We start from the raw sequence: 23,229 nt of genomic DNA, 5'->3' as shown, positions 1-23,229 counted from the left end.
AGTGAAATGACCGCGCCATCTCGCCGCAGTGCCCGTAAGACCATGGTCACGGTGGCCCCCGAATGGCAGGGCGGCAGCCTGCCGGCCCTGGTCCGCGGCACGGGCGCGGCCGACCTCGTGTCCTGGCTCTCGGACCACGGGCAGACCGTCACCCGACTCGCCCGCGACAGCGGGGCCGTGCTCTTCCGGGGCTTCGGCATCGACTCGCCGGACGTGTTCCGCAGCGTCATGGCGGCGCTCTCCCCCGACGTACTGGACTACGGCGAGCGGTCCTCGCCCCGGCACGAGATCACCCAGGGGGTCTACACCTCCACCGACCACCCCGCGGACCAGCACATCGCCCTGCACAACGAGCAGTCGTACACGCTGGACTGGCCCCTGCGGATCGTCTTCTGCTGCCAGCGGCCGGCCACCACCGGCGGCCGTACCCCGCTCGCGGACAGTCGACGGGTACTGGCCCGCCTCGACGGAGCGACGGTCGCCCGCTTCCGGGAACTCGGCGTGCGCTACGTCCGCAACTACCTGCCCGGCATCAGCCTGAGCTGGCAGGAGGCGTTCCAGACCAGCAGCCGTGCCGAGGTGGAGTCGTACTGCGCGCAGCACGACATCTCCTGCGAGTGGGTGGGCGACGAGCAGCTGCGGACCTGGCAGGTCCGGCCCGCGATCCGGCGCCACCCCGGCACCGGGGAGGAGACATGGTTCAACCACGCGCTGTTCTTCAACAACGCCACCCTCGCCGGTGAGGTGGGCGAGGGACTGCTCGCCGCGGTCGGCGAGGACAACCTGCCGTACCACACCTACTTCGGGGACGGCAGCCCGATCCCCGCGGAGACCATCGCCGGGATCCGGGCGGCGTACCGGGCCGAGACCGTGGGATTCGACTGGGAGCAGGGCGACGTCCTGCTCGTCGAGAACATGCTCGCCGCGCACGCCCGGGAGCCCTTCGAGGGCCCGCGGCGCATCCTGACGGCGATGGCGGACCGCTGGTCGCGGGCCGCGGAGACCGGAGCGGCCCGATGACCCCCGGCCCCGTACGACGGCGTCCGCGCACCGGCACCGGCGCCGAGCAGATCCGCCGCTCGTTCGCCGACGAAGAGTTCTGTCTGACGCTGCGCAGCGACGGCGGAGCCCCGCTGGCACCGTACGTGGCGGCCCACCGCGAGGAGATCCTGGCCGATCTCGACCGGTACTGCGCCATCCTGTTCCGCGGCTTCTCGGTGCCCGGCCCGGAATCGTTCGGCGCCGTCGCGCGCGGGGTCAGCCCCGACCTGCTGGGGTACCTGGAACGGGCGGCGCCGCGGGGCGAGGTCGCCGACAAGGTCTTCACCTCCACGGAGTTCGCCTCCGACCAGATCATCCCGCTGCACCACGAGATGTCGTACGCGCACAACTGGCCCAGCCGGCTGTACTTCTACTGCGACCTCCCCGCGGAGACCGGCGGCGCCACCCCGCTGGCCAGCGAGCGCCGCTTCACCCCGCGGTTGCCGAAGGAGCTCCGGGAGCGGTTCCTCCGGCACGGCGTGATGTACGTGCGCAACTACGGCGAGGACCTCGACCTGCCCTGGCAGGAGGTGTTCCAGACCTCCGACCGGCCCGAGGTCGAGGCGTACTGCCGTGCGTCGAACACCGAATTCCGGTGGACCGGTGACAACGGACTGCGGACCCGCGCCGTGCGCCAGGCGATGGCCACGCACCCGCGCACCGGCGAGCAGGTGTGGTTCAACCACACCCACCTGTTCCACGTCTCCAACATGCCGCCCGAGGTGGCGGACGCGCTCATCGGCGAATTCGGCCTGGAAGGGCTGCCCCGCAACGCCTACTACGGCGACGGATCGCCGATCGAGCCGGAGGCCGTCGAGCTGATCCGGAACCTGTACCAGGAGACGGCGGTCTCCTTCCCGTGGCAGCGCGGCGACGTCCTGATGGTGGACAACTTCCTGGCCACGCACGGCCGCGAACCGTTCACCGGCGAGCGCCGGACCCTTGTCGCCATGTCGGACCTTTATGTGAATCGAGCTCTGCCATGTCCGTAACCGAAAGCTACCGACTCTCGACCCAGCAGCGGTGGCACTGGGCCCACGACCGGGACGGCCGCATCACCGCGCGGCTGCGGACCGCGACCCCCCTCGACCGGGACCGGGCCGGGCGGGCACTGGCCGCCCTGGTCGACCGGCACGAGGCGCTGCGGCTGCGCATCGGCGACCTGACCGGCACCGGCATGCCGATCCAGGTCGTCGACGAGGACACCGCGCTGCCGGTCCGCGACGCCGAGGGAGCCGCCGAACCGGCGCCGGTGACCGTGACCCTCGCGGACAGTGGACTGACCGTCGACGCCTCGGTGCTGGTGGCCGACCGGGAGAGCCTGGCGCTGCTCCTCGACGAGTTCGCGGCGTACTACCGGGGCACGCCGCCGGCCGAGGACCCCGACCGCATCCAGTTCCTGGACGTCGCCGAGTGGCAGGCCGACGAAGCCTCCGGCGATGTGCCCGCGGTCCCCGACGCCATCACCTCGGTGACGCTTCCCCACCGGGACACCACGCCCGCGGACCTGACGGTCGAGTGCCCGCTGCCGGACGCCGACCCGGAGCCGCGGGTACTCGCGGCCTGGCTGCGGGCGCTCGGCCGCTACCTCGACCCGGGCACCGAGCCGCTCGCGATCGCCTGGTACGACTCGGGACGCCACCCCGACGGAACCACCGGGGTGATCGGACCGCTCGGCTGCTTCGTCGCCCTCGACCTGCCCCGGGAGGCCGACGACACCGCCGTCGCATCGCTGCTCGCCGAGGCCCGCGAGCGCAGCCTCCGGGTCACGCCGCTGGACCGGCCCGTGGCGGCCGGGTTCGCCCTGCATCCGAGGCCGCGCGCCGAAGGGCTCGCCGGGCCGGGCGCCGAGGACGTCTCGGTGACCTCCGCGCCGCCCGCCGCCGGACTGCACCTGGAATGCGTCGCGGCGGACGGGCTGTTGCGCCTGACCCTGCACACCGCCGGGCCGGACACCGCCCCGGCGGCCGGGCGGATGCTGCTCGAATCCGTGGTGGCCGAGCTGGCCGACGGAGGCGCCGGGCCCACCGAGACCCGGGCCCTGGCCCGCTGGGCGGGAGCGGCCGGTCCGCACGCCGAGCGGACCCTGGTGGCCCTGCTCGACGAGGCGTTCGCCGCGGCCCCGGGGACGGACCCCGCGGTGATCGCACCCGACGCCACGCTCACCTTCGCGGAGCTCGACCGCGCCGCGGACGCGATCGCCGGCCGGCTGCGCGAACGGGACGTCCGCCCCGGAGACCGCGTGGTCGTGCTCGGTGAGCGGTCCGCGTCGGTGATCGCGGCCTTCGTCGGCGTGCTGCGCGCCGGTGCGGTGTACGTCCCGCTCGACCCCGCTCACCCCACCGCGTGGCTCGTGGCCCAGGCACGGGCGGTGGACGCCGCCCTGGTGCTGGGCACCCCCGGCGGGACGGCGCTGCGCGGCCTCGCCGCACAGCTGCCCACCCTGGCGCTCGACGGCACCGCGCCGACGACGGGCGGCGAGCCCGCCCGGGTCGGTCCGGAGGATCCGGCGTACATCATCTTCACCTCCGGCTCCACGGGCGCCGCCCGCCCGGTGGTGGTGGAGCACCGCAACGCGGTCGCCCTGTACACGGCCCTCCAGGAGACCGTCTACGCCGACGCGCCGGACGGGCTGCGGGTCGCGGTCAACGCCTCGCTCGGCTTCGACGCCTCGGTCAAGCAGCTGCTCCAGCTCGCGGCCGGGCGCACCCTGTGCCTGGTGGACGAGGAGACCCGCCGGGACGTCCCGGCGCTGCTGGACCGGCTCGCCGAGCTCCGGACCGAGGTGCTCGACTGCACCCCGTCGCACCTGCGGGTGATCCTGGACGGCCGGGAACCCGGCCAGCGCCTGCCGAAGCTGCTCCTGGTCGGCGGGGAAGCGGTCGACGAGACGCTGTGGCAGGAGCTCGCCGGGCTCGACGGGGTGCGTGCGGTGAACCTGTACGGACCCACCGAGTGCACGGTGGACGCCACCTGGGCCCGGGTCGACGCGGCGGACAGCCCGTCCATCGGCCGGCCGCTGCCCGGCCTCCGCGTCCATGTGGTGGACCCGAAGGGCCGGCCGGTGCCGCCCGGCTGCGTGGGCGAACTCGTGGTCGCGGGCCCCCAGGTGGCCCGCGGCTACTGGGCCGCCGACGAGGCCGGTGCCGCACGCTTCACCGAGATCGACGGAGTCCGTGCGTACCGCACGGGGGACCGGGTCAGGTTCCTCGACGACGGCCGGATCGCCTACGCGGGCAGGCTGGACGACCAGATCAAGATCAATGGGCACCGCCTGGAACCGGGCGAGGTGGCGGCCGCCCTCCAGTCGCACCCGGCCCTCGCCCGCGCCGTCGTCGACCGGCGGCCGCAGGCACCGGGAGCCGCCACGGCCCCGGACCGGCTCACCGCCTACGTGGTGCCCCGGCCGGAGGCGACCTCCGGCCTGCTGGACGACCTCGTCGGGGTGAACCCGCACGAGACCCGCTACCTCTTCGACGAGATCTTCGTCCAGCGCACCTACCTGCGCGGTGGCATCACCCTGCGCGAGGACGCGGTGGTGCTGGACGTCGGCGCGAACATCGGCATGTTCGCCCGGTTCGTCGACGCCACCTGCCCCGGCGCGCGGATCCTGGCGTTCGAGCCGCTGCCCGAGCCGTACGCGCTGCTGCAGAAGAACACCCAGGGCCGCCGGAGCCGTATCGAGCTGTTCCCCGTCGGCCTGTCCGACCGGGAGGGCACCGCGTCGTTCACCGTGTACCCCGGCTACTCGATGATGTCCGGACTGGCCGCGTACGCCGACCCGGCGGCCGAGCTGTCGGTGGTCAAGCGGTTCCTCACCAACCGGCGGGACGAAGCCCTGTTCGGCGAGGTCTCGGACGTACTGGCCGAGCGGTTCACCCCGAACACCGAACAGGTCACGCTGCGCCGCCTCTCGGATGTGCTCGCCGAGACCGACGTGACCCGGATCGACCTCCTCAAGATCGATGTGCAGCGGGCCGAACTCGACGTCCTGCACGGCATCGACGACGCCCACCTCGCGCTCGTCCAGCAGATCGCGCTGGAGGTGCACGACGACACCGGCGGGGCGCCGGACGGCCGGACCGCACAGATCGTGGAGTACCTGCGCGGCCGCGGCTTCGAGGTGGTGGCCGAACAGGACGACCTGCTCGTCGGCACCGACCGGCACGCGGTCTACGCGGTCCGCCCGGAGTACCGCGAGGACCCCCGGCCGGTCGCCGAGCCGCCCCTGGCCGTGCCCGACGCGGCGCTGCTGCGGGAGTGGGCCGCACAGCGGCTGCCGGAGCCCTTCGTCCCGGCCGAGGTGGTCTACCTCGACGAACTGCCGCTGACCGCCAACGGCAAGCTCGACCGCGACGCGCTGCCCGCCCCGGGACAGCGGGACCGGGCCGTCGCCGGGCCGACCACCGCCGGTGAACGCGCGCTCGTCGCGGTCTGGGAAGAGGTGCTGGGCCGCACCGGGATCGGCGTGGACGACGACTTCTTCGCCCTGGGCGGGGACTCGATCCGGGCCATCCGGATGCGGGCGGTGGCCGGGCGCGCCGGGCTGCGGTTCCCGCTGCGCACCGCCTTCCGCGCCGTGACGATCCGGGCGCTGGCCGCCGAGATCACCGGCCAGGAACCGGACGCCCCCGAACCGGCCGCGCCCGAGCGGACCGCCTTCGACCTGATCGACCCGGCGGACCGCGAGCAGCTGGCGGGCGACATCGTGGACGCGTACCCGATGACCGCGCTCCAGCTCGCCATGGTCTTCCACGCCGAGACGTCGCCGGACAGCGACAGCCACCATGTCGTCACCGTGGTCACCGTGCGCGGCGACTGGGACCCGGAGGCGCTGCGGACCGCCGCGGACCGCCTCGCCGCCCGCCACGAGGTGCTGCGGACCTCGTTCAACCTCGCCGACCACCGGGCACCGCTGCAACTGGTGCACGAACGCGTCCGGATCCCCTGCCGGGCGGAGGACCTGACCGGACTCACCGGGGCCGGGCGCGACGAACGCATCGCCGCGCTCATCGCGGAGGAACAGAGCACGCGCTTCGACTGGCGGGCGCCGATGCTCCGGCTGACCGCGCTGCGGACCGGCCCGGACACCTTCGAGCTGGTGCAGACCCACTTCCACGGGGTGCTCGACGGCCTGAGCCTCCAGCTGATGACCGAGGAACTGCTCGCCGAGCATGACCGCTGCCGGCTCGGCCGGCGGGAGGAGCCCGCGCCGACGCTGCCCTACCGCCACTACGTCGAGGCGGAGCTCGCCGCCCGGAGCGACGAGTCCACCCGCACGTACTGGAGCGAGACCCTGGCCGGTGTCCGGCCGCTGCTCCTGGCCGGTACCGACCGCCCGCGGATGAGCCGGGCGCTCGTCATCGACTACGACGAGGTGCCCGCCGAGGTGTTCGCACGGGCCGCCGAGGCCGCCCGGGTACCGGTGAAGTCGCTGCTGTTCACCGCGCATGTGCGGGCGCTGGCCGCGGCGGCCGGCCGTACGGACGTGGTCACCGGGCTGGTGATGAACGGGCGCATCGGCGAGGAGGGCGGCGACCGGACGCTGGGCCTGTTCCTGAACACCGTGCCGGTCGCCGCGACGGCCGCCGACGAGCCGTCGCACCTGTGGCGGACCGAGCAGTCCCTGATCGGCCACCACGCCCTCCCGCTGGTGGACATCCAGCGCTGCGGCCCCGGCACCCCGCTGTTCGACACGTTCTTCAACTTCGTCCAGTTCGAGTCGGCGGGCACACCGGACGGTGCCCATGTGATCGGGGAACGCGACCGCGTCACCGACGTCGGCTTCGCGGTCGCCACCCACGCCGAGATCGCCGACGGCCGCCTGCGGGTGACCGTCCAGTACGACCCCGACCTGGTCGGCGCGGACCGACTCGACACCTATGCCGGCACACTGCGCGCCGGGCTGGACGCGGCGATCACGCCGATGCACACCGTGGAGGGCCCCCGATGAGCATTGTTCCGCGCAAGCGGCGGCAACGACCGGACACCACCGGACCGGCCGTCCCGCCGTCCGGGCAGGACCGGCCGCTCTCGGCGGCGCAGCAGCACCTGTGGCTGATGCACCGCCTGCACCCGGACGGCTCGCTCTACAACATCCCCCTGCTGCTGCGGCTGCGCGGCCCGCTGGACGTCGCGGTGCTCCAGCGCTGTCTGCGCGATGTCGTCGCCCGCCACGACATCCTGCGCACCCGGTTCCTGGACCGCGCAGGAGTCCCGGTGCAGGTGGTCACCGAGGGCGCCCACGTGCCGATGCCGGTGCACGACATAGCGGCCGACCCGGACCGGGACCGGCGGCTGCGCGAGGTGCTCGACGAGGAGACCCACGCGCCGTTCGACCTGGCCGCGGAGGCGCCGCTGCGGGCGGCCGTGGTGCGCTGCGGCCCCGAGGAACACGTACTGGCGCTGACGTTCCACCACATCGTCTTCGACGGCTCCTCCGCCGCCGTGCTGCTCTCCGAGCTGACCGAGCTGTACCCGGCACACCTCGCGGGCCGCACGCCCGTGCTGCCCGAACTGCCGGTCCAGTACGCCGACTTCGCCGAACGCGCCAGGTCGCAGGAGTTCGACGAGCAGCTGCGCTACTGGCAGGAACGGCTGGCCCCGCTCCCGCCGACGCTGCAACTGCCCGCGGACCACCCCCGTCCGGCGGTGCAGAGCTACCGCGGATCGGTCGCCGAGTTCGAGATGAGCGCGGAACTGGCCCGCCGCGTCGAGGAGTTCGGCCGCGACCGGGGCGCGACGCCGTTCGTCGTGCTGCTCTCGGCGTTCTTCGCGCTGCTCGCGCGCTACACCGGTGAGCGGGACCTGGCCGTCGGCATTCCGGTGGTCCGCCGCCCCGACCCCGATCTGGACGGTCTGATCGGATGCTTCGTCAACACCCTGGTGATCCGGGTCGACGTCGCACCCGATCTCGGCTTCGACGACCTGGTCACCGCGGTCGCGGAGGCGGTCTACGGCGCCTTCGAGCACATGGACGTGCAGTTCGACGAGGTCGTGCAGGCGGTGCAGGCCGACCGCGATCCGAGCTACTCACCACTGGTGCAGGCCAGTTTCGGGCTCCAGACCGCCGAGCTGACCGGCGAGTTGAGCCTGCCGGGCATCACCGTGGAGACCCTCACCGACACCCAGGTCTCGGCGAAGTTCGACCTCAGCCTGGACCTGATCCAGCAGGGTGACGTCTTCCGCGGCGAGATCGAGTACGCCAGTGACCTGTTCACCGCCCGGACGGCACAGCGCGCCGCGGGCCACTGGGTACAGCTGCTCGGCGCACTGCTCGACGAGCCGGACGCCCCAGTCGCCGCACTGCCGATGCTGCCCCCGGCGGAGCGGGCGCACCAGCTCACGGTCTGGAACGACACCGCACTGGCCATCGGCGACCTGCTGACCATGCCGGAGCTGTTCGACGCGCAGGCGGCCCGGACACCGGACGCGCCCGCCGTGGTCAAGGGCTCCGACAGGCTCACCTACGCCGAGCTGGAGCGCCGGGCCAATCAGCTGGCGCACCTGCTGCGCAGCCGGGGCGTGGACACGGAGACCCCGGTCGGGGTCTGCATGGAGCGCGGCGTGGACGTCGTCGTCGCCTTCCTCGGCGTACTGAAGTCCGGTGGCGTCTATGTGCCGCTCGACCCGGACTATCCGAGCGACCGGCTGGAGTACATGCTCGGCCACGCGGCCGTGCCGGTCGTGGTGAGCTCCGCCGCCACGGTGCGCGAGGTCCCCATGCCGGCGGGCGCCCTGCTGCTGCTCGACGAGGAGCGGGCGGCGCTGGAGGCGATGCCGTCGACGGCGCCCGAGGTCACCATCGACCCGGACCAGCTCTCGTGCATGTTCTACACGTCAGGGTCCACCGGCACCCCGAAGTGCGCGATGGTCACGCACCGCAACTACGCCAACTACTTCCGCTTCTGGGAGCACACGTATCTGCGGGACACGCCGATGCGCTCGCATCTGCAGATGACCAGCTTCGCCTTCGACATCTTCGTCGCGGACGCGACCCGGGCCCTGTTCAGCGGGGCGAAGCTGGTCGTCGTCCCGCACGAGACGGTGATGTCCCCGCCCGACCTCCACGCCCTGATGGTGCGCGAGGAGGTGAACAGCGCCGAGTTCATCACCCCCATCCTCGCGGCGCTGGCGGACCACCTCCAGGACGCGGGTCTGCGGCTGGACTTCCTCGACCTGCTGGTGGCCGGCAGCGACATCTGGTACTCCCGGGACTATCTGCGGATCCGTGACCTGTGCCGGGACGACACCCAGATCGTGGCCGCGTACGGGCTCAGCGAGACCGCCATCGACAACGCCACGCTCGCCCGGCACGAGGGCCCGACGAGCGAGGACGGCATCGTGCCGATCGGCCGGCCCACGGCCAACACCCAGCTCTACGTGCTCAACGAGTGGCAGCAGCCGCAGCCGGTCGGGGTGCCGGGCGAGCTGTACGTGGGCGGGGTGGGCGTGGGCCGCGGGTACCACCGGGACACCCGGCTGACCGCGAGCCGGTATGTGCCCGACCCGTTCTCCGGCGTGCCCGGGGCCCGGATGTACCGCTCCGGCGACCTGGCGAAGTTCCGCCCGGACGGGGTGCTGGAGATCCTCGGCCGGATCGACAACCAGGTGAAGGTCAACGGCTTCCGGATCGAGCTCGGCGAGATCGAGTCGGCGCTGCGCGGGCATCCGGCGGTCGACAACGCCGTGGTGGTGGTCCGCCCGACCGCGTCCGGCGGCGACGCACGGCTCGTCGGCTACGCGACACTGCTGGACGGCGAGGCCGCGGTGGACCTGGTGGCCTACCTGACCGCGTGGCTGCCCGCCTACATGATCCCGTCGGTGATCATGGTGCTGGACGAGCTCCCGCTCAACGCCAACGGGAAGATCAACCGGCGGGCGCTGCCGGAGCCGACCGCGGACGACGGCACCGGCGGCCACGTCCCGCCCCGGACGCCGGTCGAGCGCCGCCTCGCCGAGATCTGGGCGGAGGTGCTGCGCGTCGACCGCGTCGGCCGTCACGACAACTTCTTCGCCCTCGGCGGCAGTTCGCTGATGCTCACCCAGGTCGCCTCGCGCATCCGGCGGTCGCTCCACCGCGAGGTGCCGCTGGGGACCATCTACCAGTACCCGACGGTCGCGTCCCTGACCACGGAGCTGACCAGCCGCGCCGAGCAGGGGCAGGAACAGGCCATCGCCACCGTGCCGCGCGACGGGGCACCGATCCCCGCGTCACCGGCCCAGGAGCAGCTCTGGTTCCTCGACCGGCTCAACGGCGGCGACGTCAGCTACCACGTACCCGTGGTGCTGCGGCTGACCGGGCCGCTGCGGGTGGACGCGTTCGAGGAGGCGGTGCAGTCCCTCGTCGCCCGGCACGAGATCCTGCGCACCGTCTTCTCCTGGTCCGAACGCCGACTGCACCAGACGATCGGGAAAGACCTCCGGGTGCCACTGGCCCGCCGTGACCTCTCCCAACTGCCGGAGGCACAGCGCGTCGAGGCGCTCGACATGCTGATCCGGGCCGACGAGCGGGCACCGTTCGACCTCGCGCAGGGCCCGCTGATCCGGACCATGCTGATCACCCTCGGCGAGCAGGAGCACGTCTTCCTGCTGACCCAGCATCACATCGTCACCGACGGCTGGTCCTCATCGGTGCTGCACAGGGAACTCGGCGAGCTCTACGCGGCCGCCGCACAGGACCGGGCGCCCGCCCTGCCGGAACAGCGCCTGCAGTACGCCGACTTCGCGGTGTGGCAGCGCGACTGGCTCGCCGGGCCGGAGGGGCTGCGGCAGCTCGCCTACTGGAAGGACCGGCTGACCGGCGCCCCCGAGGTGCTGGCCCTGCCGCTGGACCGCCCGCGGACGGCCGGTACGGGAAGCGTGGACGGGGCCAGTGTCTCCGTCGCCGTCCCCTCGGACGTCCACCGCGATCTGCTGGGCCTCAGCCGGTCGCACGGGGTGACGCTGTTCATGACCCTGCTGGCCTCGTTCGGCGTGCTGCTCGCCCGCCGCACCGGGCAGAACGACCTGGTGATCGGTACGCCCACCGCCGGGCGCACCCGGCTGGAGCTGGAGCCGCTGCTCGGCTTCTTCGTCAACACCGTGGGACTGCGTATCGACCTCACCGGGGACCCGACCTTCGCCGAGGTGCTCGACCGGGTGCGGGAGACCGCACTGGGCGCCTACGAGCACCAGGACGTGCCCTTTGAACGGGTGGTGCAGGAGATCGCCCCGCGGCGCGACGCCCGCTACCACCCGGTCTTCCAGGTGCTGTTCGGGGTGGACGACGAGGGGGAGGCCGAACTCGCCCTGCCAGGGCTGGAGGTGGAGGTGCTGCCGGCCGCGTACTCGACGGCCAAGTTCGATCTGGACCTGGCGGTCGAGCACGCCGGGAGCGAACTGCGGGCCTCCTTCGGCTACCGGACCGATGTCCTCGACGCCGCCACCGTCGAGGCGATCGGCGCGGGCTGGCTCCAGGTGCTGGCCGAGGCGGCGCAGCACCCGCAGCGCCGGGTCACCGAGTTCGCCCTGCCCTGGTCGGCCGGGAGCGCCGGGGCCGACCAGGACGCGGGCGCCGCCGACGACGCCGCACCGGACACGGCGGTGCTGCCGGTCGTCGGCCGCATGTGGGAACAGCTGCTCGACCTGGGGGAGGTGGGCCCGGACGACGACTTCTTCCAGCTCGGCGGACATTCGTTGCTGGCCATGGACATCACACTGACCCTCTCCGACCTGCTGGACCTGACGGTGCCGGTGCGGGCCGTGTTCGAGCACCCGACCCTCGCCGGTTTCACCGCCGAGGTGTGCCGCCGTGCCCGGGAGGCGGGCATCGACGATCTGGTCGAGCGGCTCTCCGCCGACGAGGGCGACGCCGGGTGGTGACGCTCGCCGAGCGGTTCCGGACGCAGGCCGCCCGGTACCCGGACCACATCGCCCTGGCCGAAGACGGGGCGCGGCACACCTATGCCGAACTGCTCGCGGACGCCGAGGCGTTCGCGAGCGGGCTGGCCCGCGCGGGGGTGCGCCGGGGCGCGCTCGTCGGTATCGCGGGCGAGCGGTCGGCCTCCTTCGTCACGGCGGTGGTCGGCACGGTGCTGGCCGGTGCCGCGTACGTGCCGCTCAACCCGGCCCACCCGGCGGCCCGGCTGGGGCGCGTCGTGGCCAAGGCGGACCTGCGCCTCGTGGTGCGCACGGGCGGCGGGCCCGGCCCGGACGCCACGGCCTTCCCCGCATCGGCACGGCTCGTCACGTCGGCGGAGCTGCGGAGCGGGGGCGACGGCACCGCCACCCCGGTCGCGCCGGACGACGGCGTCCCGGCCTACGTCATGTTCACCTCCGGCAGCACCGGCGAACCCAAGGGCGTGGTGGTCGGCCAGGCCGGGGTGATCCGGCTGGTCTGCGGCGCGCGCTACGCCGCCCTCAGCGCACAGGACAGGATCGCCCACGGCGCCGCCCCGGAGTTCGACGCGGCCACCCTGGAGATCTGGGGCGCCCTGCTCAACGGCGCGGCCCTGCACATCGCCGACACGGAGACCATGACCCGCCCGGCGCTGTACGGCGCGTTCCTGCGGCGCGAGCGGATCACGTTCGCCTGGCTGACGGCGCCGCTGTTCCACCGCATGACGGATCACGACCCGGGCATGTTCGCCGACCTCCGGACACTGATCACCGGCGGGGACGTGGTCTCGCCCCAGCATGCCTCCCGGGCACTCGAACACTGCCCCGGACTCACGCTCTGCAACGGGTACGGGCCGACCGAGAACACCACGTTCACCACCGTGCACCGCATCACCCGGCCGGTGCCCGAGCCGATCCCGATCGGCTCCGCGATCGAGGGCACCGAACTGTCCGTCCGCGACGACCGGGGCGAGCCCGTCCCGGACGGCGTCGAGGGGGAGCTGTGGGTCGGCGGGGCCGGTGTCGCACGCGGCTATCTGAACGACCCGGAGCTGACCGCGGCCCGGTTCCGCGACGGCCTGTTCCGCACCGGCGACCGGGTCACCCGGGACGCGGCGGGCGTACTGCACTTCCACGGCCGGGCCGACCAGCAGGTCAAGATCGCGGGGAACCTCGTGGAGCCCGCCGAGGTCACCGCGGCCCTGCGCACCCTGCCAGAGGTACGACGGGCACACACGGTCGCCCGCCGGGACGCGGCGGGACAGGCACGGCTCACCGCGTACGCGGTCACCGACGGAACGGGTCCGGGCCCCCTGCGCACGGCGCTCGCCCGGCTGCTCCCCGGCTATCTGAGGCCGGCGCATCTGCTCGTCCTGGACGAGCTGCCGCTCGGACCGGCCGGAAAGGTGGACACCGCCCGACTGCCCGTGCCCGCCGAGGCGGCCGAGGAGACGTCCGACGAGGATGTCCCGACCCTGCCCCGGCTGTGGGCCGCCGCGCTGGGCTGCCGCACATCGGACCTGGCCCCGGACAGCGACTTCTTCGACATCGGCGGCGACTCGCTGAAGCTGGCGCGACTGCTCGACCTGATCGACCGGCGGATGGGGCGCAGCCTGCGGTTCGCCGACGCCTACGCGGCAAGCACCCTGCACACGATGGCCCGGCGCCTGGAGACCGCGCCGACGGCGGTCCCGCCGGTCCCGGTCGGCACCGGCCCGACCGGCGTGGCCCACCCCGCCCAGCGCGGCCTCTACACCCTGTGGCAGGCCGAACCCGCCTCGCTCGCCTACAACATCCCGATCCGGCTCGACTTCGACGGCCCGGTCGACCCCGAGCGGCTGCGGGCCGCGCTGCGGACCCTGATCCACCGGCACGACGCCCTGCGCACCCGGCTCCACGTCGACGCCACCGGGCTGCGCCAGGAGGTGCTCGACGATGTCGCCTGGGAGTGCGAGACCGTACCGCCCGGCGATCCGGCCGCCGAACTCGACGGCTTCATACGCCCGTTCGACCCGGCGGTGCCGCCCCTGCTCCGCGCCCGGCTCGCCGGTCCCCGCCTCTACCTCGACCTGCATCACCTGATCGCGGACGGCGTCTCGGTGCGCGTCCTCGTCCGGCAACTGCTCGATCTGCACGAGGGCGGTGACCCGGCCCGGCCGACGGTGCGCTGGCTGGACGCGGCCGCGTGGTGCGCCGAACGGGCCGCCCGGGACCACGGCTACTGGGCCGCGCGACTGGACGGCATGCCGGGAGCCGGTACGTTCGTCACCGACCGTCCGCGCCCGCCGCGCCCCGGGGACACCGGCGCGCGCGAGCGCCGGGACCCGGTGGCCGCCTCCCTGCTCACCCGGGTCGCCCGGTCGCACCGCACGACCCCGTTCGTGGTGCTGCTCGCCGCGTACGCGACCACGCTGGCCCGCACCGGCGGCCTGACCGACCTGGTGGTCGGCGCGCCGATGCACGGGCGGTCGCACCCCGATCTGGCCGACACGGTGGGCATGTTCGTCACCACCGTGCCCATACCGGTGCGGATCACCCCCGGCATGCGGCTGGCCGAGCTGGTCGCCGGACTCGACGCCGAGCACCGCCGCGCCCTGGACCACCAGCACTTCGCGTTCGACGAGCTGGCCGCCGTCCCGGGAGCACGGCCGGGAACCCGCAATCCGCTGTTCGACGCGTTCCTGGCCCTGCAGAACATGGACATCTACGCGTTCGCCGCCGGGAATCTGCGCGCCCGTCTGGAGCTGCTGCCGACCGGCAGCCCCCGGTTCGACCTCAACCTCCAGGCCCACGACCACCCGGACCGTCTCGTCGTGGACCTGGAGTACGCCGGCGACCTGTACGCGCCGGAGTCCGCCACCCATCTCCTGGACTCCGTGCTGGCCGCGGTCGCGGAGCTGGACACCGCGCCGGACGGGCCGGTGCTGCGCAGTCCAGCCGTCCCCGACCACGCCGACGAGGCCGATTTTGATTACGGAGCGGTGCAGTGACCAATGTGATCGCGGGCCGGGCGTTGCACGAGTTCCCCGAGGAGACGTCGTACTGGCTCTCCTGGATCGACGCGCTGCCCGAAGCCACCCTGCTCTGCCGGGACCTGCTCGGGGCGGAGCGGGCCGACCGGCCCACCGCGACCGCGACGGCCGCGCTGGACCCCGCCGTGGCCGCGCGGGCGGCCGCGCTCACCCGCGACGACCCCACCCTGGTCCAGGTGCTGACGACCACGGTCACCGCGCTGCTCGCCGCCGTACAGACGGACACCCGGGACGTCTGCGTGCTGACGAACTCCGGCGGACGTGCCTTCCCGGTGCGGATCGTCGTCGACCCCGGGCAGTCCGGCCGGGAGCTGCTCTCCGGCGTCCGGAAGACGTACCTCACCGGGGCACGCAACCTCGATGTGTCGCCCGAGGCACTGCTCCGGCGCGAGGGCCTCGTCCCCACCGACCTCGCGGTCGTGGCCACGGACGCGGAACAGCCGCCCGCCGGGAGCACCCTGGGGCTTTCGCTGGCGGCCGGCCGGCTGACGGTGCGGTACCGCACCGACCTGTTCCTGGCGTCGACGGCCGACCGGCTGGCACGTGTCTTCACCCGGCTCCTCACCTGGCTGCTGGGCCCGGCCGGACCGGCCACGGTGGGCGCGGCGCTCACCTCCGCGGACCCCGCCGAGGCCGGGCTGATCGCCGCGGTCAACCGGACCGACCGGCCCCGGGCCGAGGGCGTCCTGCTCCACCACGGCCTCCGGGACGGGGCCGCACGGTTCCCGGACCGGGTGGCGGTGCGCGACGGCGGCACCACCTACGCCCAGCTCAACCGGCGGGCGAACCGGCTGGCCAGACGGCTGCGCGAGCTGGGCGCGGGACCCGGGGACATCGTCGGGATGGCGGTGCCCCGGTCCACGGACGAACTGGTGGCGCTCTACGCGATCGTCAAGGCGGGCGCCGCGTACCTGCCGATCGACACGGCGCTCCCGGAGGCCCGCATCCGGCACATGATCGAGGAGAGCCGGGCACGGATCGTCGTCGGCACGCGGTGCCCGGCCGCCGAGGTGCTGGTCGACCCCGCCGACCCCGGACTCGCCGCCCTGGACGGCGGGGACCTGCCGGACCTCGCGGGCGAGGACGACCTCGCGTACGTCATCTACACCTCCGGGTCGACCGGGAAGCCCAAGGGCGTGATGGTGGAGCACCGGGCCATCGTCAACCGGCTGACCTGGATGCAGCGGGCCTACCCGCTGGCCGCCGACGACGTCGTGCTCCACAAGACACCGGTCTCGTTCGACGTCTCGCTCTGGGAGATCTTCTGGTGGTCGATGGCCGGCTGCTCGGTGAGCACCCTGCCGTCCGGCGCCGAACGCGAACCGCTGGCCATCCTGGAACGCATCCGGGAACACGCCGTCACCACGGTGCACTTCGTCCCGTCGATGCTCCAGGCGCTGCTGCCGAGGATCCGGGGCCGGTTCCCCGCGGGGCTGCGGCGCGTCTTCGCCAGCGGGGAGGCCCTGAGCACCGAGACCGTCCTCCTGCTGCGGAAGCTGTACCCGGAGGGCGGGCCCGCCCTGATCAACCTGTACGGACCCACCGAGGCGGCCGTCGACGTCACCCACTACGACTGCACCGGCCACGACACGCGTCGGCCGGTCCCGCTCGGCGTCCCGATCGACAACCTGCGCCTGCGGATCCTGACCCGGGACGGCCGGCCCGCGCCGGTCGGCGTGCCGGGCGAGCTGTACCTGTCCGGTGCCGGACTGGCCCGCGGCTACCTGCGCGCGCCCGGACGGACCGCGGAGCGCTTCGTACCGGATCTCCAGGAGCACGGCGAGCGTGCGTACCGGACCGGCGACGCGGCCCGGTGGCGGGAGGACGGCTCGGTGGAGTACCTGGGCCGGCTCGACACCCAGGTGAAGATCCGGGGGCACCGGATCGAACTGGGCGAGATCGAACACGTCATGCACGGGGTGGCGGGCGTGACGGACTGCGCGGCCATCGCCGCCGACGGGACGCTGCGCGCGTTCGTGGTCGCCGACGAGCCGGGCATCGAGGACACCGTGCGGACCGCCCTCACCGAGCGGCTCCCGGCGTACGCGGTGCCCGCGGCGATCCTCCGCATCGCCGAGATCCCGCGCACCCCGAACGGCAAGCGGGACCTGAAGGCGCTGGCCGCGCTGCGCAGGCGGACGGGCCGCACCGCGCCCCGCGGCGAGGTGGAGACCACCCTGGCCCGCATCCTCTCGGGCGTGCTCGGCGGACGGCCGGTCGGCGCCGACGACAACTTCTTCGAACTCGGCATCGACTCCATCACGTTCATCAGCGCCCTGGCCGCGGCGCGGCCGGCCGGTCTGGACTTCACGCTCCAGGAGCTCTTCGCCCATCCGACCGTGGCCGCCCTGGCCCGGGTGGTGCGCCGGGTCACACAGACGGACGAGGACGGGCCGACGGAGCCGTTCGCCCTGCTCACCGGAGACGACGCGAGGGCCGGGCTGCCCGCCGACGCGGTGGACGCGTACCCGCTGACCCACCTGCAGCGCGGGCTGCTCTACGAGGTCGCGACCCGGGACGCGGCGGTCTACCACGACGTGTCCGGGTACCGGTACGACGGTCCGCTGGACTGGCCGCTGTTCCAGCGCGCGGCACGTGAAGTGGCCGACCGGCACCCGGCGTTGCGCGCCTCCTTCCACCCCGGGCGGCAACCGGTCCCGGTCCAGGTGGTGCACCGGACGGCCCCGGACTGGTGCCGCCCGGTCGACCTGTCCGGCCTGTCCGGACCGGAGCAGCGCGCCTGGCTGGAGGAGGCGGTCGAGCAGGAACTGCGGACCGGCTTCCCGGACGGCACCCCCGGGCTGGTCCGGATGAGGGTCTGCGACCTGGGCGGCGACCGCCGCCACCTGCTGCTGAGCTATCACGCCGCCGCGCTCGACGGCTGGAGCGTGAACCGGCTGCTGCACGACCTCTTCGCCCGGTACGCGGCGCTGTCCGGCACCGGCGCCCCGGCCGGGGCCGTCGAACCGGTGGGCTTCGAGCGCTTCGTCGCGCTCGAACAGCGCGCCGTGGAGTCCGAGGAGCACCGCGCGTTCTGGCGCGGCGTGCTCGACGGCGCCGAACTGACCGCGGTGCCCCGGCTGCCGGACGCCCGCCTGGACCCGGCGGAGACGCTGCGCACGCTCGACGTCCCGCTGGACGCCGGGCTCGGCACCGAGCTCATGGCCGTCGCCGGCCGGACCGGCGTGCCGCTGAAGTCGGTCCTGATGGCGGCGCACCTGGCGGTGCTGGCCTTCGTGTCCGGCCGTCTCGACGTCACCACCGGGTACGAGCTGAGCGGCCGGCCGGAGCAGGAGCACGGGGACACCACCCTCGGGCTCTTCCTCAACACCCTGCCGCTGCGGGTGCGGGTCGACACGGACAGCTGGACCGAGCTGATCCGCCGGGTCCACGCGTCGGAGGTGGAGCTGCTGCCGCACCGGCGTTTCCCGATGGGCGAGCTGGTCCGGGAGACGGGCCACGACCTGTTCGAGGCGGTCTTCAACTACACCCACTTCCATGTGCTGGACGACCTCGACCGGCGGCACGGCTTCCGGCTCCGCCGGGTCGCGGTGCACAGCCAGACCGAATTCCCGCTGCGGGCGGAGTTCTTCCGGGACGCGCTGGACGGAACGGCCGGTCTGAGCCTGCACTACGACGGTTCGGCCTTCGGCCCGGCGCAGATCGACCGGATCGCGGGCTACTACCGGACCGCCCTGCGGCTGCTGGCCGCCGACCCCCGGCAGTCCCCGGCGGCCCGTTCGCTGATGGACGACGCCGAGGCGCGGGAGCTGGCCGCCCTCCGGACCGGGCCGCGCCACGAGGTACCTGGCACGACGGTGCTCGACCGGTTCGCCGACACGGTCGCCGCCCGGCCCGACGCCGTCGCGGTGAACCACGCGGCGGCCGCGCTCACCTATTGCGAACTGGACCGGGAGTCCCGGCGCCTGGCCGCCGGACTGCACGCCCGGGGCGTACGGCCGGGCGAGCCGGTGGGCGTCCGGATGACGCGCGGCCTGCCATGGGCGGTGGCCGTGCTGGGCATCCTGCGGGCCGGTGCCGTCTATCTGCCGCTGTCGCCGGGGGACCCGGACGAGCGGGTCGGCCGCATGGTCCGCCGGGCCGACTGCCGGCTGGTGCTCACACCGGCCGAGTACGAGGTGGTGCTGAAGGAGGGAGACACCCGGGCCCCGGACCCGACGACGGCGGCCGTGGCGGCCGACGACCCCGCCTACGTCATCTTCACCTCCGGCTCCACCGGTGAGCCGAAGGGCGCGACGGTGACCCACCGCGGCATGCTGAACCACCTCCAGGCCAAGATCGTGGACCTCGCGCTCGACGGCTCCGACGTGGTGGCCCAGACCGCCTCGCAGTGCTTCGACATCTCGGTCTGGCAGCTGCTCGCGGCCTGGCTCACCGGAGGCCGCTCGGTCATCGTCGACGACGTGATCGACCCGGCCGACCTGTGGCGGACGGCCGGTGACACCGGGGTGACCGTCCTGGAGGTGGTGCCGTCACTGCTCGACGCCCTGCTCGACGACCCGCGACGCCCCGCCGGTCTCGGCCCGCTCCGCCACCTGATGGTGACCGGCGAGGCCTTCCAGCCGGCCCTGGCCCGGCGCTGGTTCGCCGCGTACCAGGTGCCGATGGTGAACGCGTACGGGCCGACCGAGGCCTCCGACGACATCACCCACCACATCGTCGTGGCGCCCGTGGACGCCGAGCGGGTGCCGGTCGGGCGCCCGGTCCTGAACACCACCCTCCACGTGGTGGGGGAGAACGGTGCGCCGGTCCCCCTCGGCACCATCGGGGAGATCCTGGTGAGCGGTCCGGCGGTCGGCGCCGGTTACGTCAACGACCCGGAGCGGACGGCCGCCGCCTTCCCGCCCAACACCCTCGACGACACCTCCCCCCGGCTCTACCGCACCGGCGACCTCGGCCGCTGGCTGCCGGACGGGCTGCTCGACTGCGTCGGCCGACGCGACCAGCAGGTCAAGGTGCGCGGATACCGGATCGAGCTGCCGGAGATCGAGCAGGCGCTGACCCGGGTGCCCGGCATCACGGCCGCCTTCGCCTTCGTCCACCGCAAGGGGGAGCGGCGCCTGTTGGCCGCCTGGTACAGCGGCGGAGCCGGGCTCGACACGTCCGGGATCCGGGCCGGACTGGCCCGCGAACTCCCCGGCTACATGCTCCCGGACGTCATCGGCCGGCTGCCGTCGGTGCCGCTGAACGCGAACGGCAAGGCGGACCGGCCGGCCATCGCCGCCCTGCCCCTGCCGGAGACCGAGCGGCGCCGCCCCCGGCCGCCCCGGACGGCGGCCGAGCGGGAGGTGGTCGCACTGTTCGCCGCCGCCCTCGGCCTGCCCGCCGACGCCGTCGGTGCCGACGGGGACTTCTTCGACCTGGGCGGCCACTCGCTCAGCGCGATGGCCGTGGCGGCGCGCTCCGGCGGCCGGTTCGGCGTACGCGAACTGCTGCGGCACCGCACCGCCGAGGCCCTGGCCCGGAGCTCCGCGCCGGTGGACGGCAGCCTGTTCGCCGAGATCGCGACGGACGGCCGCCCGGAGCTGACCGTGGTGTGCTTCCCGTACGCGGGCGGCTCCCCGGTCGGCTACCTCCCGCTCGCCGAGGCCGTGCGGGAGCGGCTGCCCGTACGGTTCCTGGTGCTGGACCTGCCGCCCGGGGCCGCACCGGACCCGGACCGGCTGGTGCACGACCTGGCGACCGAGCTGGACCGGGTGACGGGCCCGCTCGTCCTGCTGGGCCACTGCTCGGGCGCGGGCCCGGCCCTGGCGCTCGCCCACCGGCTGCCGGCCGGGCGGGCGGTGTCGGTCGTCGTCGTCGGCAAGACACTCAGGTCGGCCGACCCCGCGGACCACCCCGTGGACGAGGTGCTGCGGGCGCCGGACGAGACGGTCCGGGACTGGGTGGTGCCCGGCACCGAAGCGGGGGACCGGTCCGCGCCGACGCCGGACGAGGTGGCCGCCCTGCGCCGCGACACCGCGCTCGGCAACGCGTTCCTGGCCCGGCTGCTGCGCACCGGCAGACAACTGGAGCGGCCGTTCACCTTCCTCGCGGCCGCCGACGACCCGGTGGTGCCCGATCTCGAAGGCACCGCGCCGAACTGGGCGCTGCTCGCCGCCGACCCGCGCGTGGTGGACGTGCCCGACGGCGGCCACTACCTCAACCGGACCCGGCCCCGGCTGCTCGCCTCCCTGCTCACGCCCGCCACGGAGGTGTCCCATGCGCAATCCGACCGTGCCTGAACCCGGCGAGGACTTCGTCCCGCTGCCCGGCCTGCTGCCGCACGCCGAGCTGTGGCTCAAGCTGGAGTCCCGCAACCCCGCCGGGTCGATCAAGATGAAGACCGCGACCGCCATGGTCGACGCGGCCGAGCGGGCCGGGCTGCTCCGGCCCGGCGCCGAGCTGATCGAGTCCACCTCGGGCAACCTCGGGGTCGCGATGGCCGCGATCTGCGCGGCCCGCGGCTACCACCTCACCCTGGTGACCGACCCCAACAGCAACTACCGCAGCGTGCAGCAGATGCGGGCGCTCGGCGCCGAGGTGGTGGTGATCGAACGGCGGGACGACAACGGCGGCTACCTCGGCTCCCGGATCGCCTACATCAGCCTCCGGCTGGCCACCGAACCCAACCTCATCTGGCTGAACCAGTACGCGAACCCGGCGAACGTGGCGGCCCACCGCGACGGCACCGCGGTCGAGATCTGCGAGCGGTTCGGCGTACCCGACCGGCTCTTCGTCGGCGTCGGCACCTCGGGCACCCTGATGGGCTGCCTGGAGCACTTCCGGGACCACGAACCCCGGCCCGCCGTGGTCGCCGTCGACGTGCTGGGCTCGGTCACCTTCGGCGGCGCGCCGGCCCGCCGGCTGATCCCCGGCATGGGGGCGAGCCGGATTCCGGAGATCTTCGGCCCGGGGGCGTACCGCCGGGTGCTGGTCTCCGAACGGGACACCATCGTCGCCTGTCGCCGGATCGCGTCCCGCTACGGCCTGCTCGTCGGCGGCTCCACCGGCACCGTGGTCGCGGCGGCCATGGCCCACGGGCACCGCGTCCCACGGGGCAGCCGGGTCCTGGCGATCTCCCCGGACCTCGGCAGCGCCTATCTGGACACCATCTACGACGACGGCTGGGTCGCCGCCCACTTCGGCGACGAACTGCTGCGGGACATCGCGAGACCGGCGCGCGGACCGGTCCACGGAGAGCTGAGGCCCGTCCCGTGACCCTCCGGCGGGCGCACGGCGACAGCCTCGGCGCCCCGGACCACGGACAGCCCCTATGGAAAGCGAGAACATGACTACGACGACTTTCTCGGTGGTCGGCGGACCCGCCGTACGCGCGGCGCTGGCCGGTGCCGAGCAGGACGTGATCGACCGGGTGCGCGAGGCGTACCTCCTGCACGACGACGGGCAGACGGTCAACCCGGACAGCTACTTCCTGCGGTTCCCGGAGAAGCCGGACAGCCGGATCATCGCGCTGCCCGCCTTCCTGGGCGGCGAGGCCGAGACCGCCGGGATCAAGTGGATCTCCAGCTTCCCCGGCAACCACGACCGGGGGCTGCCCCGGGCCTCCGCGGTGCTGGTGCTCAACGACTACCGGACCGGTTACCCGACGGCGCTGCTGGAGTCGGCGACGATCAGCGCCGCCCGTACCGCGGCATCCGCCGCGCTGGCGGCCCGGGTCCTGCGGGACACCCCGCCGCGCAGCTGGGGCGTCATCGGCACCGGAGTGATCGCCCGGGAGATCTGCCGCTACCTGGCCGCCGCCACCACGCCACCGCCGGTGGTGCACTGCCACGACCTGAACCCCGGCGCGGCCGAGCGCCTCGCGGCCGAACTGCCCGGCGGACGCGCCGCCGACCTGGCCACCGCCTGCGACGCCGACCTCGTGGTCCTCGCCACCACGGCGCTCCGCCCCCACCTGCCGGCGGACCTCCGCTTCCGGCCCGGCCAGCTGGTCCTGCATGTGTCGCTGCGCGATCTGGAACCGCAGACCCTGCTGCACGCCGACAACGTCGTCGACGACGTGGACCACTGTCTGAAGCAGAACACCTCGCCGCATCTCGCCGAACAACTGCTCGGCGACCGGTCGTTCGTGACCGGGACGCTCGCCGGGGTACTGCGCGGAGACGTCGCCCTCCGCGCCGACCGTCCCGTGATCTTCTCCCCCTTCGGCATGGGTATTCTCGACCTCGCCGTGGGCCGGTTCGTCCTCGACCGGGCCGTCGCGGCGGGCACCGCCACCGAGATCTCCGACTTCTTCGCCCCGAATGGAGCGTGA

8 protein-coding genes are annotated in these 23,229 nt (G+C 73.7%); all 8 read left to right on the top strand.

What is annotated here, in order from left to right; genetic code table 11:
• Positions 1 to 6: 6 nt before the first annotated feature.
• Positions 7 to 1,020: a TauD/TfdA family dioxygenase gene (locus GA0115234_RS36765; RefSeq protein WP_093550370.1), complete on the top strand. Its 1,014-nt coding sequence runs from the start codon at positions 7 to 9 to the stop codon at positions 1,018 to 1,020.
• On the top strand, positions 1,017 to 2,033 hold the full coding sequence (locus GA0115234_RS36760) for a TauD/TfdA family dioxygenase (RefSeq protein ID WP_093550368.1): 1,017 nt from the start codon (positions 1,017 to 1,019) through the stop codon (positions 2,031 to 2,033). The genes GA0115234_RS36765 and GA0115234_RS36760 overlap by 4 nt, the downstream gene beginning before the upstream one ends.
• Positions 2,024 to 6,994 (top strand): non-ribosomal peptide synthetase, encoded by a 4,971-nt coding sequence (locus tag GA0115234_RS36755; protein WP_093550366.1) that lies wholly within the window; start codon positions 2,024 to 2,026, stop codon positions 6,992 to 6,994. The genes GA0115234_RS36760 and GA0115234_RS36755 overlap by 10 nt, the downstream gene beginning before the upstream one ends.
• Positions 6,991 to 11,904: a non-ribosomal peptide synthetase gene (locus GA0115234_RS36750; RefSeq protein ID WP_093550364.1), complete on the top strand. Its 4,914-nt coding sequence runs from the start codon at positions 6,991 to 6,993 to the stop codon at positions 11,902 to 11,904. The genes GA0115234_RS36755 and GA0115234_RS36750 overlap by 4 nt, the downstream gene beginning before the upstream one ends.
• Entirely contained in the window at positions 11,898 to 14,909 is a 3,012-nt protein-coding gene (locus GA0115234_RS36745; protein ID WP_161275731.1) for a non-ribosomal peptide synthetase, read from the top strand. Before GA0115234_RS36750 ends, GA0115234_RS36745 begins: the two co-directional genes overlap by 7 nt.
• Positions 14,906 to 21,196 carry a non-ribosomal peptide synthetase gene (locus GA0115234_RS36740; protein WP_093550360.1) on the top strand — a complete coding sequence of 2,097 codons (6,291 nt, stop codon included), beginning with the start codon at positions 14,906 to 14,908 and terminating at the stop codon, positions 21,194 to 21,196. Before GA0115234_RS36745 ends, GA0115234_RS36740 begins: the two co-directional genes overlap by 4 nt.
• Positions 21,174 to 22,172, top strand: coding sequence for a 2,3-diaminopropionate biosynthesis protein SbnA (gene sbnA, locus GA0115234_RS36735; RefSeq protein WP_093550358.1), 999 nt, complete (start codon positions 21,174 to 21,176; stop codon positions 22,170 to 22,172). Before GA0115234_RS36740 ends, sbnA begins: the two co-directional genes overlap by 23 nt.
• A gap of 70 nt (positions 22,173 to 22,242) precedes the next feature.
• A complete protein-coding gene (sbnB, locus tag GA0115234_RS36730; RefSeq protein ID WP_093550490.1) occupies positions 22,243 to 23,229 on the top strand; it encodes a 2,3-diaminopropionate biosynthesis protein SbnB in 987 nt (328 codons plus the stop codon).

This window comes from Streptomyces sp. DvalAA-43, assembly GCF_900091725.1.
In the GTDB taxonomy this organism is placed as follows: Bacteria; Actinomycetota; Actinomycetes; order Streptomycetales; family Streptomycetaceae; genus Streptomyces; species Streptomyces pulveraceus.
This window is presented reverse-complemented; position numbering and strand designations above follow the sequence as displayed.

Excerpts from the sequence above, each read along its gene's own strand:
- GA0115234_RS36765 (WP_093550370.1), top strand. The coding sequence starts at position 7 with ATGACCGCGCCATCTCGCCGCAGTGCCCGTAAGACCATGGTCACGGTG.
- GA0115234_RS36755 (WP_093550366.1), top strand. The coding sequence starts at position 2,024 with ATGTCCGTAACCGAAAGCTACCGACTCTCGACCCAGCAGCGGTGGCAC.
- sbnA (WP_093550358.1), top strand. The coding sequence starts at position 21,174 with ATGCGCAATCCGACCGTGCCTGAACCCGGCGAGGACTTCGTCCCGCTG.
- GA0115234_RS36750 (WP_093550364.1), top strand. The coding sequence starts at position 6,991 with ATGAGCATTGTTCCGCGCAAGCGGCGGCAACGACCGGACACCACCGGA.
- GA0115234_RS36760 (WP_093550368.1), top strand. The coding sequence starts at position 1,017 with ATGACCCCCGGCCCCGTACGACGGCGTCCGCGCACCGGCACCGGCGCC.
- sbnB (WP_093550490.1), top strand. The coding sequence starts at position 22,243 with ATGACTACGACGACTTTCTCGGTGGTCGGCGGACCCGCCGTACGCGCG.